Source organism: Sphingomonas sp. GC_Shp_5 (assembly GCF_026540855.1).
Taxonomy (GTDB): Bacteria; Pseudomonadota; Alphaproteobacteria; order Sphingomonadales; family Sphingomonadaceae; genus Sphingomonas.
The window spans coordinates 316,129-330,208 of the sequence record NZ_JALNUP010000001.1 but is presented as its reverse complement, the minus strand read 5'-3'; the positions used below and the strand labels follow the sequence as shown (position 1 = coordinate 330,208).

General features: G+C 68.2%; 11 protein-coding genes and 1 pseudogene. 11 read left to right on the top strand and 1 reads right to left on the bottom strand.

The features are described 5' to 3' along the window. Positions 1-132 precede the first annotated feature (132 nt). The 11 genes and pseudogenes from OXR60_RS01560 to OXR60_RS01510 all read left to right on the top strand — a co-directional run bounded on the left by OXR60_RS01560 (position 133) and on the right by OXR60_RS01510 (position 12,714). The gene (locus OXR60_RS01560) at positions 133-1,248 is read left to right on the top strand and encodes an NAD-dependent epimerase/dehydratase family protein (RefSeq protein WP_267393348.1); all 1,116 of its coding nucleotides are present in this window, start codon (positions 133-135) and stop codon (positions 1,246-1,248) included. Then, complete coding sequence (locus tag OXR60_RS01555) at positions 1,248-2,324, top strand: SDR family NAD(P)-dependent oxidoreductase (protein WP_267393346.1); 1,077 nt, start codon at positions 1,248-1,250, stop codon at positions 2,322-2,324. The genes OXR60_RS01560 and OXR60_RS01555 overlap by 1 nt, the downstream gene beginning before the upstream one ends. Then, positions 2,321-3,481 (top strand): glycosyltransferase, encoded by a 1,161-nt coding sequence (locus tag OXR60_RS01550; RefSeq protein ID WP_267393344.1) that lies wholly within the window; start codon positions 2,321-2,323, stop codon positions 3,479-3,481. Before OXR60_RS01555 ends, OXR60_RS01550 begins: the two co-directional genes overlap by 4 nt. A 10-nt stretch (positions 3,482-3,491) precedes the next feature. Beyond that, positions 3,492-4,604, top strand: coding sequence for a glycosyltransferase (locus OXR60_RS01545; protein ID WP_267393342.1), 1,113 nt, complete (start codon positions 3,492-3,494; stop codon positions 4,602-4,604). Continuing rightward, positions 4,601-5,683 carry a glycosyltransferase gene (locus tag OXR60_RS01540; protein WP_267393340.1) on the top strand — a complete coding sequence of 361 codons (1,083 nt, stop codon included), beginning with the start codon at positions 4,601-4,603 and terminating at the stop codon, positions 5,681-5,683. Before OXR60_RS01545 ends, OXR60_RS01540 begins: the two co-directional genes overlap by 4 nt. Continuing rightward, a pseudogene (locus tag OXR60_RS01535) lies at positions 5,680-6,687 on the top strand (glycosyltransferase); the annotation flags it as partial. The gene OXR60_RS01540 and the pseudogene OXR60_RS01535, both read left to right, overlap by 4 nt. A gap of 60 nt (positions 6,688-6,747) precedes the next feature. Further along, entirely contained in the window at positions 6,748-7,758 is a 1,011-nt protein-coding gene (locus OXR60_RS01530) for a UDP-glucuronic acid decarboxylase family protein (RefSeq protein WP_267393602.1), read from the top strand. Between the two features lie 43 nt (positions 7,759-7,801). Next, on the top strand, positions 7,802-8,566 hold the full coding sequence (locus OXR60_RS01525) for a Crp/Fnr family transcriptional regulator (RefSeq protein WP_267393339.1): 765 nt from the start codon (positions 7,802-7,804) through the stop codon (positions 8,564-8,566). Continuing rightward, positions 8,566-8,781 (top strand): hypothetical protein, encoded by a 216-nt coding sequence (locus OXR60_RS01520; RefSeq protein ID WP_346015411.1) that lies wholly within the window; start codon positions 8,566-8,568, stop codon positions 8,779-8,781. The genes OXR60_RS01525 and OXR60_RS01520 overlap by 1 nt, the downstream gene beginning before the upstream one ends. Before the next feature lie 40 nt (positions 8,782-8,821). Continuing rightward, positions 8,822-11,152, top strand: coding sequence for a GH92 family glycosyl hydrolase (locus OXR60_RS01515; RefSeq protein ID WP_267393337.1), 2,331 nt, complete (start codon positions 8,822-8,824; stop codon positions 11,150-11,152). Between the two features lie 260 nt (positions 11,153-11,412). Beyond that, positions 11,413-12,714, top strand: a complete 1,302-nt coding sequence (locus OXR60_RS01510; RefSeq protein WP_267393335.1) for an MFS transporter — start codon at positions 11,413-11,415, stop codon at positions 12,712-12,714. Between the two features lie 20 nt (positions 12,715-12,734). Here the strand turns inward: OXR60_RS01510 and OXR60_RS01505 are convergent, their stop codons facing one another. Beyond that, positions 12,735-14,078 carry a HAMP domain-containing sensor histidine kinase gene (locus OXR60_RS01505; RefSeq protein ID WP_267393332.1) on the bottom strand — a complete coding sequence of 448 codons (1,344 nt, stop codon included), beginning with the start codon at positions 14,076-14,078 and terminating at the stop codon, positions 12,735-12,737. Positions 14,079-14,080: the final 2 nt, after the last annotated feature.

Below are 14,080 nucleotides of genomic sequence, written 5' to 3'. Positions count from 1 at the left end.
CAAAGAAGAAGAAGGTGCATTGTTCCGGATGTACAACGTCCAGCGATGGCGGGGAATAATGGTGCGTTGGTCTTGTCGACGCGTCCACGCCGTCTTGTCGTTAACTTCGATCAATATGGGAATCGCCAAGGCATGAGTGAAACTGTTCTGATCACCGGCGGCGCCGGCTTCATCGGTCGCTTCGTTGGCGAGGAACTGATGCGGCGCGGCAACAAGGTCCGCGTGCTCGACAGCCTCATTCCCCAGGTCCATGGCGACGTAGAACGGCCGCCGCTGCTCAGCGACGACGTCGAGCTGATCAAGGCTGATATCCGCGACGGCGACGCGGTTGCCCGTGCCCTCAAGGGCGTCGACAGCGTCATCCATCTCGCCGCCGAGGTCGGCGTCGGCCAGTCGATGTACGAGGTCGAGCGCTACACCTCCACCAACGACGTCGGCACCGCGGTGCTTTTCGAGAAACTGATCGACAACCCGGTCCGCCGCGTCGTCACCGCCTCGTCGATGTCGATCTACGGCGAGGGCCTGTATCGCGACGCCGATGGCGCGCTGGTCGAGAATGCCGAGCGCGGCGCGGTGCGCGACGGCATGGCCAATTGGGATCCGGTCGACGCCCAGGGCCGCTCGCTGACCCCGGTCGCTACCCCAGAGTGGAAACGGCCGAACCTCGCCTCGATCTATGCGCTCAACAAATATGTCCAGGAGCGCACCACCCACATTATGGCCAAGCCCTATGGCATCGAGGGCGTGTGCCTGCGGCTGTTCAACGTCTACGGCCCCGGGCAGGCGCTCTCCAACCCCTATACCGGCGTGCTTGCGATCTTCGCCTCGCGGCTGCTCAACGGCCAGCAGCCGATGATCTTCGAGGATGGCGAGCAGCGCCGCGACTTCGTCCATGTCTCGGACGTCGCGCGCGCCTTCGCCGATGCGCTGGTGCTGCCCGAGGCGGTCGACCAGACCTTCAACATCGGCTCAGGGCATGATCGCTCGGTCACCCAGGTCGCCGAGGCGCTCGCCAAGGCGATGGGCAAGAACAACATCCGTCCCGAGATCGTCGGCAAGGCGCGGATCGGCGACATCCGTCACTGCTTCTGCGACACCAGCCTCGCCGCCGAGAAGATCGGCTTCACCGCGCGGCAGGACTTTATCGAGGGCCTCGCCGAGCTCGCCGAATGGGTCGGCGAGCAGACCGCCGAAGACAATGTCAGCAAGGCGCGCGCCGAGCTTGAGAAGCGCGGACTGGTCGCATAATGGCGGCTGACGCCCCCATCCTCGTCACCGGCGGCGCCGGCTTCATCGGCTCGAACATCGCCGATCGCCTCGCCGGCCAGGGGCATGACGTGCTGATCTACGACGCGCTCACCCGTCCCGGCGTCGAGCGCAACCTGCAGTGGCTGAAGGACCGCCACGGCGCCAGGATCACCGCGATCAAGGCCGATATCCGCCAGAATGACGAGCTCGCCCGCGCGGTGGGCGAGGCCCGGGCGGTGTTCCACATGGCCGCGCAGGTCGCGGTGACGACCAGCATGGACAACCCGCGCGACGATTTCGAGATCAACATCCTCGGCACCTTCAACCTGCTCGAGGCCTTGCGGAAGAAGCGCGATACCCCGCTCGTCTTCGCCTCCACCAACAAGGTCTATGGCGACCTCGCCGATCTCGATTTCGCCCGCGACGGCGACACCTATGTGCCGGTCGACCCCGAGATCCGCGCGCATGGCATTGGCGAGGCCCGCCCGCTCGATTTTCACACGCCCTACGGCGTGTCGAAGGGCGCCGCCGACCAATATGTGCTCGATTACGCGCGCAGCTTCGGCGTGCCCGCCGCGGTGCTGCGGATGAGCTGCATCTACGGCCAGCGCCAGATGGGCACCGAGGATCAGGGCTGGGTCGCCCACTTTCTGATCCGCGCCCTCGAAGGCAAGCCGATCACGCTCTACGGCGACGGCTATCAGGTCCGCGACATCCTCGACGTGTCCGACGCGGTCGATGCCTATCTCGGCGCCTGGCAGCGGATCGATACGGCCAAGGGCAGGGCGTTCAACCTTGGCGGCGGCGCGTCGAACGCGGTGTCGCTGCGCGTCCTCCTTGGCCATATCGGCCAGCTCATCGGCCGCGATGTCGATGTCAGCTTCTCGGACTGGCGCGCCGGCGACCAGCGCTACTTCGTCGCCGACACCCGGTTGGCCGAGGCAGAACTCGGCCTCGGTAGCAAGGTGCCATGGCGCGAGGGCGTCGCCAACTTGGCCCGCTGGCTTGCCGCCGAACGCGGCTTCAACCATCCGATCGGCGCCGCCGTGGCGGAGCTGAGCGACGCCGCCGGATGAAGCTTCTGCTCACCACCGATGCGGTCGGCGGCGTCTGGCAATATACCACCGAGCTCGCCCACGCGTTGGCCGCGCAGGGGGTGGAGAGCGTCGTCGCGGTGCTGGGTCCGTCGCCAACGGCTGACCAGCGGGCGACCCTGGTCGGTCATGCCGCGGCACCCGCCGCCGTGCGCCTGCGTCCCCCGGAGCAGACGGGTAGGGGGCCGCTCGCTCCGATCACCCTGATCGATACCGGCCTGCCGCTCGACTGGATGTGCGACTCGGCCGCGCCGGTCCGCGCCGCCGGGCTGGCGATCGCCGCGCTCGCTGCCGATCATGCGGTCGATCTTGTCCAGTTCAACATGCCGACGCTCGCTGCCGCCGCGACGCTGCCGATCCCGTCGATCGCCGTCACCCATGGCTGCGTCGCGACTTGGTGGGCGCATGCGCGGAGCACGCCGCTCGCCGCCGACTATCGCTGGCATCGCGCGCTGACCGCTGATGGCCTGGTTGCGGTCGACCGCGTCGTCGCACCGAGCGCCGCCTATGCCGCGATCGTCGCCGATCACTACCAGCTCGCGCGGCCGGTGCTGGCGATCCACAACGGCCGCAGCCCCTTGCGCAGCTTCGATGCCGCCGCACCGATGGCGGATGTCGCGCTCACGGTCGGCCGGTTGTGGGACGGCGTGAAGAACGCCGCGCTGCTCGACGGCGCCGCCGCGCGGCTGCCGATCCCATTCCTCGCCGCCGGCGCCACCCGCGGGCCGCATGGCGAGACGATCGCGCTCAGCCATTTGCGCGAACTCGGCCAGCTCGGCGCCGACGCGATCGCCGCGCACCTCGCCCGGCGGCCGATCTTCGTCTCCGCGGCGAGCTTCGAACCGTTCGGCCTCGCGGTGCTCGAGGCTGCCCAGGCCGGCTGCGCGCTGGTGCTCGCCGACAATCCGGTATTCCGCGAATTGTGGGATGGCGCCGCCACCTTTGTCGCGCTCGACGGCGAGCGCTGGTGCACCGCGATCGAGGCGCTGGTGCTCGACACCGATCGTCGCCGTGCGCTCGGCGAGGCCGCCCGCGTCCGCGCCGTCCGTTACACCCCCGAAGCCACCGCCACCCAGATGCTCGCGCTCTACCGCGAGGTCATCGCTGCCCGTCCACCCCAGCGCCAAGCTGCCGCATGAGGCATCATCCTTGAAGATCGTCTATTTCACCCACAGCCTTGCCTCCTGCTGGAACCACGGCAACGCCCATTTCCTCCGCGGCGTGCTTAGCGAGCTGATCGCGCGCGGCCATGACGTGCGGGTCTACGCCCCCGAGAACAGCTGGAGCCTCACCAACCTCGTCGCCGATCATGGTCCCGAGGGTCTCGATGCTTATCGCGCCGCCTATCCCGAGCTCGGCTCGGTATCCTATCCGGCCGAGGCGGACGTCGCCGAGATGGTCGATGGCGCCGATCTGGTGCTGGTCCATGAGTGGAACGAGCATCGCCTGGTCGCCGACATCGGTGTGCTGCGCAAGCGCGGCGCGCCCTGGACCCTGCTGTTCCACGACACCCATCATCGCGCGGTCAGCGAGCCCGAGGCGATGAAGGCCTATGATCTGTCGGGCTATGACGGCGTGCTCGCCTTCGGCGAGACGCTGAGCGAGGTCTATCGCGGCTGGGGCTGGGGCGGGCGGGTATGGACCTGGCACGAGGCCGCCGACATCCGCCGCTTCCATCCGCCGCTGGTCGAGCAGGATCGCGCAGGGCTGGTCTGGGTCGGCAATTGGGGTGACGGCGAGCGCACCGAGGAGCTCGAGGATTATCTGTTCCGCCCGGCCGAGGCCGCCGGCCTGCCGCTCGACATCTATGGCGTCCGTTACCCCGCCGCGGCGCAGGCGACGCTCAAGCGCTACGGCATCGCCTATCATGGCTGGGCCGCCAACGCCGCCGCGCCGGGGCTGTTCGCCGGCCATCTTGCTACCGTCCACGTTCCGCGCCGCTATTATGCGACGATCCTCCCCGGCATCCCGACGATCCGGGTGTTCGAGGCGCTCGCCTGCGGCATCCCCTTGGTCTCGGCGCCCTGGGACGATTCCGAGGGATTGTTCCGCCTTAACAGTGACTTCCTGATGGTTCGTTCCGGGGACGAAATGGCCGCGGCGTTGCGCGCTATGCGCGAAGATAGTGAACTTAGGGCCTCACTCGTCGTCTCCGGCCTCGAGACCATTCTCGCCCGCCACACCTGCGGTCACCGCGTCGACGAGCTGCTCGCCATCGTCGCCACCCTCCAGAACCGCGCCCAACAGAGAGACGCCGCATGAAGATCGCATTCTACGGCTCCAGCCTCGTGTCGAGCTACTGGAACGGCGCCGCCACTTACTATCGCGGCATCCTCAAGGCGCTCCACGCCCGCGGCTATGACATCACCTTCTACGAACCCGACGCCTTCGATCGCCAGCAGCATCGCGACATCGATCCGCCGGCCTATGCCAAGTCGGTGGTCTACCCCGCGACCCACGACGCCCTGCGAAGCGTGCTCGCCGAGGCGGCCGGCGCCGACATCGTCGTCAAGGCCAATGGCGTCGGCGTGTTCGATGCCGAGCTGCTCGCGGGCATCGTCGAGCATGCCCGCCCCGGCGCGCTCAAGATCTTCTGGGACGTCGACGCCGCGGCGACGCTCGACGAGATGCGCGCCGACGCTTCCCACCCGGTGCTCCGCGCGCTGCCGGATCTCGACATGGTGCTCACCTATGGCGGCGGCCCGCCGGTGATCGACGCCTATACCGGCTTCGGCGCCGCTCAGTGCGTGCCCGTCTACAATGCGCTCGATCCCGAGACCCACCATCCGGTGCCGCGCGACGAGCGCTTTGCCTGCGACCTTGCCTTCCTCGGCAATCGCCTGCCCGATCGCGAGGCGCGGGTGGAGGAGTTCTTCCTCAAGCCCGCCGCCCTGCTCGCCGATCAGCGCTTCCTGATCGGCGGCAACGGCTGGGACAGCAAGGCGATGCCCGCCAACGTCCGCCACCGCGGCCATGTCTACACCGCCGAGCACAACGCCTTCAATTGCACGCCGCGCGCGGTGCTCAACGTCGCGCGCGATTCGATGGCGCATATCGGCTTCTCGCCGGCGACCCGCGTGTTCGAGGCGGCCGGCGCCGCCGCCTGCCTGATCACCGATGCCTGGGAAGGCATCGAGCAGTTCCTCATCCCCGACAAGGAAGTGCTGGTCGCGCGCGACGGCCAGGATGTCGCCGAGCATCTCGCCGGCCTCACCCCCGAGCGCGCCGAGGCGATCGGCCAGGCCGCGCTCGCCAAGGTGCTCGCCGAGCATACCTATGACCTGCGCGGTGCCGAGGTCGACGCGCTGTTCCAGCACCATCGCGCGAGCGTGGCCGCATGAAGCTGGTCGTCCTCGGTCTCAGCCTGGGGTCGTCGTGGGGCAATGGCCATGCGACCACCTTTCGTGCGCTGCTCCGCGCCTATGCCGCGCGCGGCCATGACATCCTGTTCCTCGAGCGCGAGGTGCCCTGGTACGCCGGCGATCACCGCGACCTGCCAAGCCCCGATTTCTGCCGGCTGGAATATTACCAGGACTTGCAGGACCTGGAACGCTGGCAGCCTGAGATCGCCGGCGCCGATGCGGTGATCGTCGGCTCCTACGTGCCCGAGGGCGTCGCGGTCGGCCGCTACGTCCAGCGCGAGGCGCGGGGCGTCACCGCCTTCTACGACATCGACACGCCGGTGACGCTCGCCAAGCTCGCCCGCGACGATTTCGAGTATCTCTCGCCCGCCGTGATCCCGGGCTATGACGTCTACCTATCCTTCACTGGCGGCCCGACGCTCGACCGGCTCGAGCGCGAGTTCGGCTCACCCGCCGCCCACGCGCTCTACTGCTCGGTCGACGCGGACGCCTACCGCCCGCTCAACGTGCCGCTGCGCTGGGACCTGTCCTATCTCGGCACCTATAGCGATGATCGCCAGCCGACGCTCACCCGCCTGTTGATCGACGTCGCCCGCGCCTGCCCGGACAAGCGCTTCGCGGTCGCTGGCCCGCAATATCCCGCCGATATCGACTGGCCCGCCAACGTCGAGCGGATCGAGCATCTGCCCCCCGCCGACCATGCCGCTTTCTATTCGGCGTCGCGCTTCAACCTCAACGTCACCCGCGCCGACATGATCGCCGCCGGCTGGTCGCCCTCGGTGCGCCTGTTCGAGGCGGCCGCCTGCGGCACGCCGATCATCTCCGATCGGTGGGAGGGGCTCGACCAGATCTTCGCGGCCGGCAGCGAGATCATCCTCGCCGACACCACCGCCGATGTCGTCGCCGCGCTCGAGCGGGACGCCACGGCGCTCGGCCACGCCGCGCGCGCCCGCGTCCTCGCCGCCCACACCGCGCACCATCGCGCCGCCGAACTCGACGCCTATCTCACCGCCGCCGCAGAACAGAACAACAAGGGGAATACCATGACCGAGACGCCGCTCACCCTGGTCGCCGGCGGCGCCGGCTTCATCGGCTCGCATCTGTGCAAGGCGCTGCTCGATCGCGGCGAGCATGTCGTCTGCCTCGACAATCTGCAGACCGCGCGGCCCTCCAATCTGCGCAGCCTCGAGGATCATCCGCACTTCGAGTTCGTCGAGGCCGATGTCGTCAACCCGCTGCCCGCCGCCGTCACCGATCGCGCGAGCCGCTTTACGCGCGTCTACAATCTCGCCTGCGCCGCCTCGCCGCCGCAATATCAGGCTGACCCCGAGCACACCATGCTCACCAACGTCGTCGGCACCAGCCACCTGCTGCGCCTCGCCGAAACCGCGGGCGCGCGCTTCCTGCTCACCTCGACCAGCGAGGTCTATGGCGATCCCGAGGTCCATCCCCAGCAGGAAGGCTATCGCGGCTGGGTGAACTGCACCGGCCCGCGGGCCTGCTACGACGAGGGCAAGCGCGCCGCCGAGGCGCTGGCGTTCGATTTCGCGCGGATGGGCCGCGCCGAGGTCCGCGTCGCGCGCATCTTCAACACCTACGGCCCCAACATGAACCCCGATGACGGCCGCGTCGTCTCCAACCTGATCTGCCAGGCGCTGTCGGGCGAGCCGATCACCATCTATGGCGATGGCAGCCAGACCCGCAGCTTCTGCTATGTGTCCGACATGGTCGCCGGGCTGATCGCGCTGATGGACAGCGAGTTCGACGGGCTCTCCCCGGTCAACCTCGGCAACCCGGTCGAGCTCACCGTGAACGAGCTGCTCGCCGATGTGGTCGCGCTCACCGGCAGCACGGCATCCACCGTGACCATGCCGCTGCCGGTCGACGACCCGCGCCGCCGCCGCCCCGACATCACCCGTGCGGGCACGCTGCTCGGCTGGGCACCGCGCGTGCCGCTCGCCGACGGCCTGCGCCAGACGGTCGCCTGGTTCGCCGCGGAAATCGGCCAGGGGCAGCCGCGTGTGACGGAAGCGTTGCCATGCGCGGCGGAATAGGCTTGGCTCGCCGCGCCATCATGGCAAGGTGAGGCTGGCGAACATGGCACATGACGTAACCGACCGGATTACGCTCGCAACCACCCTTGGCGAGCCGATCACGCGGCGCTTCCTGCTCGGGCGCGGCCGCGACGAGATGGGGGACGAGGAGAAGGCCGCGCTCGAGGCGGCAGTCGGCACCGTGCGCCGCTACCCGGCGCGCCATCAGCTGGTGCGCGCCGGCGAGCCGCTCGATGTCAGCATGCTGCTGATCGAGGGCTATGTCGCGCGCAACATGGATGACCGCGAGGGGCATCGCCAGTTGGTCTCGGTCCATGTTCCCGGCGACTTCATCGATCTTCACGCCTTTCCGCTCAAGCGCCTCGATCACGATGTCGGCACGCTCGGGCCGGTCACGGTGGCGATGTTCGAGCATCGCGTGCTCGCCGATCTCACCGCCAGCCATCCGCGGCTCACCCGCCATCTGTGGTTCGCGACCTTGATTGACGCGGCGATGCACCGCGAGTGGATCTTCCGCCTCGGCCGGCTCGGCGCCGAAGGCCGGCTGGCGCACTTCTTCTGCGAGCTCAACTGCCGGCTCGAGATGGTCGGGCTGGCGAGCGACGGCCGCTTCGAGCTGCCGCTCACCCAGCCCGATCTCGCCGAGGCCTGCGGGCTCACCGGTGTTCATGTCAACCGCACGCTCAAGGCGCTCCGCGAAGCGAACGTGCTGTTGTTTCGCAGCGGTGCGGTGACCATTCTCGATCCCAAGCGTTTGGCCCAGATAGCCGAGTTCGAACCCGGCTATCTCTATGGAGAACATCGGTGATGACGCACATGCTCGGCCAGCAGCACGACCACGCCGACTCCGACACTGGCGTGCCCCAAACCCCGGAGACCGATCCAGGCGTCGCTGCCGCGGAATCGGGCGAGGTGCTGCTGGACGGGCCGGACGGCGTCGCGGTGTCGATGACGCCGGAATCGGCGGATGAAACCGGACGCCGGCTGATCGTCGCCGCCAAGGAGGCCGACAAGCAGCGCTGACGGGCTTTTCAGCGCCGACCTTGCCTGCTCTAAGGCGGTGATGCGCTTATCCGTCGTCCTGCTCGCCGCCGCTTCGCTGCTCCCGGCGCTCGCCGCCACCCCGCTCGCCGCGCAGACCGCGGTGTCGCCCTATGACGCGGTCGATCCGTTGATCGGCACCGGCGGGGAGGGGCATACCTTTCCCGGTGCGACCGCGCCGTTCGGCATGGTCCAGCTCAGCCCGGATACTGACACCGGCTGCGAGATCCGCAAATGCTACGGCCATGCCGCCGGCTATCGCTACGACGATCCTACCATCCAGGGCTTCAGCCACACCCATTTCTCCGGTGCGGGCCATTCCGATCTCGGCGATATCCTGGTGATGCCGGCGGTGGGTGACACGGTGTCGCTCGATCCCGGCGATCCCACCACGCCGACCTCGGGCTATCGCTCGCGCTTCAGCCACGCCACCGAGATTGCCAAGCCCGGCTATTACGCGGTCACCCTTGCCGACAGCGGTGTTCGCGCCGAGCTCACCGCGGGTACCCGCGTCGGCCTCCACCGCTACGCCTTTCCGCGTGGCAAGGCGGCGCATCTGGTGATCGACCTGCGCTCGTCGCTGTACGATTATCCTGGCAAGATCCTGTGGTCGTCGCTGCGGCTGCTGCCTGATGGCACCGTGACGGGCATGCGCGAGACCCGCGGCTGGGCGCCCGGCCGCAAACTGTTCTTCGCGATGCGCTTCTCGGCACCGCTGACCGGCCATGCCTTTGTCGATCGCGACACCAAGGTGCCCTACAAAGGCTTCCAGGGGCCGAGCCGTGACAGCGACGAGGTCGCCGAAAAGCTCGGTCGCGCGCTCGAGGCGCGGCTCGATTTTGGCAAGCTTGCCAAGCCGCTGGAGGTTCGCGTCGCCATCTCCGGCGTTGATGCCGCCGGCGCGCTCGCCAATCTCGAGGGCGAACCCGGCGACTTCGACACGATCCGCGCCCAGACCCACACCGCCTGGGATCAGGCGCTGGGCGCCGTCGAGCTTGACGCACCGGCCGCGACCCGCACCAACATCTATACCGCGCTCTACCACAGCCTGCTCGCGCCAAGCGTGTTTGGCGATGTCGATGGCCGCTTCCGCGGGCCCGACGATCAGGTTCATCAGGCGACCGGCTATACCTTCCGGTCGACCTTTTCGCTGTGGGATACGTTCCGCGCCGAGCATCCATTGCTGACGCTGATCCAGCCCGAGCGCACCACCAGCGACGTCGTCCAGTCGCTGCTCGCGAGCCAGCGCTACAGCCCCTATGGCATTCTGCCGATCTGGCAGTTCCACGGCCGCGAGACCTGGACGATGATCGGCTATCATGCGGTGCCGGTGATCGCCGACGCCTATCTCAAGGGCCTGCGCGGGTTCGACGCCAATGCCGCGCTCGATGCGATGGTCGCCTCTGCCGATTACGCGCCCTACGGCGGCCTCGGCGAGTATATCAAGCGCGGCTATGTGCCGATCGACAAGGAGCCCGAGGCGGCGTCCAAGACGGTCGAATATGCCTATGACGACTGGACCATCGCCCGAATGGCCCGTGCGCTCGGGCGCACCGACATCGCCGACCGGTTCGACAAACGTGCCGGCAACTGGCGCAACAGCTTCGATGCCAAATCGGGTTTCCTGCGCGCGCGCAAGAGTGACGGCAGCTTCCGCACGCCGTTCGATCCGACCGCGATCAACTATGGCTCGGACTATACCGAGGGCAATGCTTGGCAGTATAGCTGGTTCGTGCCGCAGGATCAGGGCGGGCTGTTCCGCATCCTCGGTGGCGACCGCAAGGTCGTCGCCAAGCTCGATGCGATGTTCGATTACGACAACAGCAAGCTCGACTACAGCCACGCCGAGGATATCGCCGGGCTGATCGGCCAGTACATCCACGGCAACGAGCCGAGCCATCACGTCGCCTATCTCTATGCGCTCGCCGGCCAGCCCTGGCGCACCCAGGAGCGGCTCAAGCAGATCGTCGACAGCCAGTATAAGCCGACGCCGGACGGGCTCGCCGGCAACGACGATCTCGGCCAGATGTCGGCCTGGTACGTGTTCACCAGCCTCGGCTTCTATCCGGTCACGCCCGGCAGCAACCAATATGTCATCGGCCGCCCGTTCGCGCCGCGCGCCGCGCTCAACCTTCCCAACGGCAAGCGCTTCACCGTGATCGCCGACGGGCTCAGCGACACCAACCGCTACATCGGCCGCGTCACCCTCAACGGGCAGCCGCTGACCCGTAGCTACATCCGCCACGAGGAGATCGTCGCTGGCGGCGAGCTACGCTTCACCATGCAGGCCACCCCCAACAAGAGCTGGGCCACCGCCAAGACCGCGCGGCCGTATTCGACGACGCAATATTAGGATAGCGAAGAGGGGCCAACGCCGCCCCATCTTCCCCATCGCGCTGAGCTCGTTCGGGGTCCACGTCTTCACCCGCGATCAGCAACGGCACCGCCGGGCAAGCCACGTAGAGCACGTGGACTGGGGATTGATCCGTTCGTGCTGAGCTTGTCGAAGCACTGTGGGTCTCATGCCCTTCGACAAGCTCAGGGCGAACGGATTAGGTGGTTCGACCGAGGTCATCATACTCTAGGTATACCCCCAAACCGAGGGAGACGATCATGGCCACCGCAGCACCGGCAGGCGCACCGCCACCCGAGCATCGGCTCCGCTCGATCCTCGGCGGCTCGGCGGGCAATCTGGTCGAATGGTATGACTGGTACGTCTACTCCGCCTTCACGCTCTATTTTGCCCCAGTGATGTTTCCCAAGGGCAGCGCCACCGCGCAATTGCTCAACGCCGCCGCGATCTTCGCGGTCGGTTTCCTGATGCGCCCGGTCGGCGCCTGGATCATGGGCATCTATGCCGATCGCCACGGCCGCAAATCGGCGCTGACCTTGTCGGTGACGCTGATGTGCGTCGGCGCGCTGATGATCGCGGTGACGCCAGGCTATGCGACGATCGGCTGGGGCGCACCGGCGCTGCTGGTCCTCGCGCGCCTGCTCCAGGGCCTCAGCGTTGGCGGCGAATATGGCGCCTCGGCGGTTTATCTCAGCGAAATGGCGGGCAAGAACCGCCGCGGCTTCTTCTCGTCCTTCCAATATGTCACGCTGGTCGGCGGCCAGCTGACCGCGCTCTGCGTGCTGCTGATCCTCCAGAACACGCTCAGCGAGGCGCAGCTCGAACATTGGGGCTGGCGGATCCCGTTCGCCATCGGTGGGCTGCTCGCGATCGTCGTGTTCCGCATCCGCCGCGGGTTGCTCGAGACCGAATCGTTCAAGAACGTGAGCGGTGACGGCAAGCCCAGGTCGAGCGGCTGGATCCTGTTCCGCGATCACCCGCGCGAAGCGTTCACGGTGCTGCTACTCACCGCCGGCGGCACGCTCGCCTTCTATGCCTATACCACCTACATGCAGAAGTTCCTGGTCAACACCAGCGGCTTCAGCCGTGAGACGGCGAGCTGGATCATGACCGCCGCGCTCGCGCTCTACGCGGCGCTGCAGCCGGCGGCGGGGGCGTTGTCGGATCGGATCGGGCGCAAGCCGCTGATGGTCGGCTTCGGCGTGCTTGGGCTGATCTGCACCGTGCCGATCTTCCTGTCGCTGGAGCACGTCACCAGCCCGGTGCTCGCCTGGGCCCTGGTGCTGGGCGCGCTGGTGATCGTCACCGGCTATACGTCGATCAACGCGGTGGTGAAGGCCGAGCTGTTTCCCGCCCACATCCGCACGCTCGGCGTCGCGCTGCCTTATGCGCTCGCCAATACCCTCTTCGGCGGCACGGCGGAATATGTCGCGCTGTGGCTCAAGAACGCCGGCATGGAGCGCGGCTTCTATTGGTACGTCACCGCGATGATCGGCGTGTCGCTGATCGTCTATCTGCGCATGCGCGACACCAGGACGCACAGCCAGATCAGCGAGGACTGACGCCCGAGGGCGTTCGCCGGCTAGCGGCGGGGCAGGGTGATCGTCGCCGCCAGCCCGCCGCCGGCACGGTTGGCAAGGCTGATGTCGCCGCCCGCCTCGCGCACGATCGTCCGTGCCAGCGCGAGGCCGAGGCCGATCCCGCCGGTGTCGCGGTTGCGCGAGGTCTCGAGCCGGGTGAACGCCTCGAACACGTCGCCCAGCCGCTCTTCGGGAATGCCCGGCCCGCGGTCGGCGACGGTGATCGCGACCTGCTGCGGTCCGGGCTCGAGCGAGACTTCGGCGGCACCGGCATATTTCACCGCATTCTCGATCAGATTGCGGAGCGCCCGTCGCATCAGCGACGGCCGCATCCGCATCCGCAGGCGCTCGGCCTCGACGAAGCTCACCGGTTGGCCGAGGTCGCGGAAATCCTCCACCACCGCGTCGACCAGCGCCGCGCAATCCACCTCGGTGATCGCCTCGCTCGGGCGGCCGAGCCGCGCGAGCGAGAGGATGTCGTCGAGCGTCCGGTTCATCTCGGCGATCGTCTCCACCATCCGCGCGCGGTCGGTATCGTCCTCGACCGATTCGATCCGCACCCGCAGCGCCGCGAGCGGGGTGCGCAGGTCGTGGCCGATCGCGCCAAGCATCCGGTCCTTCTCGTCGAGCATCGCCGTCACCCGCAGCCGCAGCGCGTTGAACGCCGCGATCAGCTGCGCGACGTCGTCGGGTCCGCGCGCGGGCAGGGGCTCGCTGCTGTCGCTCGGCCCGAACCGCTCCGCCGCCTGGGTCAGCGCGCTCAGCGGCCGCGACAGCCGCCGCCCGGCAAGCAGCAGCGGTGCCAGCACCACCACGTAGAGGATCACCGTCTGCCCGATCAGCCGCCAGACCAGGTCGCTGTCGTCGCGCAGCCACAGCGAGTTGAGCACCAGCCAGCCATGGCCGGGTTGCGCGACCGCGATCTGCAGCTGCGCGCCGCTGCGGATGAACCGCTCCACCCGTCGCGGCGGCAGCCGGCGCACGCTGTGGTCGTCGCGCGACAGCGGCCGCAACCCGGTGACGATCGCGCCATGGGCGATCCCCGCCTCGGTCAGCGCCTCGTCGAGCGCGCGCTCCACCACCGGCACCCGCGGGCTGCGCGGATCGATCGGGTTGGTGGCGACGCGCCGCACCCGCCCGCGGCGATCGTCGCGCGGATCGGGGTCGCTCGCATCGATCAGCCGCGCCACCACCGGCCCGGTGACCTGCTCGAGCCGCAGCGAACGCCGTTCGCGCAGCAGCAGCGCGAAGTTGATGCCCTGGGCGACGAACAGCGCGATCGCGACCAGCAGCGCGATCTGCGCGGCGAGGCTGCGCGGCCGCAGCCGCTGGCGAAGCGCGTTCACGG

Coding starts and splice junctions, on each gene's coding strand:
- OXR60_RS01540 (WP_267393340.1), top strand. CDS start 4,601: ATGAAGATCGCATTCTACGGCTCCAGCCTCGTGTCGAGCTACTGGAAC.
- OXR60_RS01525 (WP_267393339.1), top strand. CDS start 7,802: ATGGCACATGACGTAACCGACCGGATTACGCTCGCAACCACCCTTGGC.
- OXR60_RS01555 (WP_267393346.1), top strand. CDS start 1,248: ATGGCGGCTGACGCCCCCATCCTCGTCACCGGCGGCGCCGGCTTCATC.
- OXR60_RS01550 (WP_267393344.1), top strand. CDS start 2,321: ATGAAGCTTCTGCTCACCACCGATGCGGTCGGCGGCGTCTGGCAATAT.
- OXR60_RS01520 (WP_346015411.1), top strand. CDS start 8,566: ATGACGCACATGCTCGGCCAGCAGCACGACCACGCCGACTCCGACACT.
- OXR60_RS01510 (WP_267393335.1), top strand. CDS start 11,413: ATGGCCACCGCAGCACCGGCAGGCGCACCGCCACCCGAGCATCGGCTC.
- OXR60_RS01560 (WP_267393348.1), top strand. CDS start 133: ATGAGTGAAACTGTTCTGATCACCGGCGGCGCCGGCTTCATCGGTCGC.
- OXR60_RS01530 (WP_267393602.1), top strand. CDS start 6,748: ATGACCGAGACGCCGCTCACCCTGGTCGCCGGCGGCGCCGGCTTCATC.
- OXR60_RS01515 (WP_267393337.1), top strand. CDS start 8,822: ATGCGCTTATCCGTCGTCCTGCTCGCCGCCGCTTCGCTGCTCCCGGCG.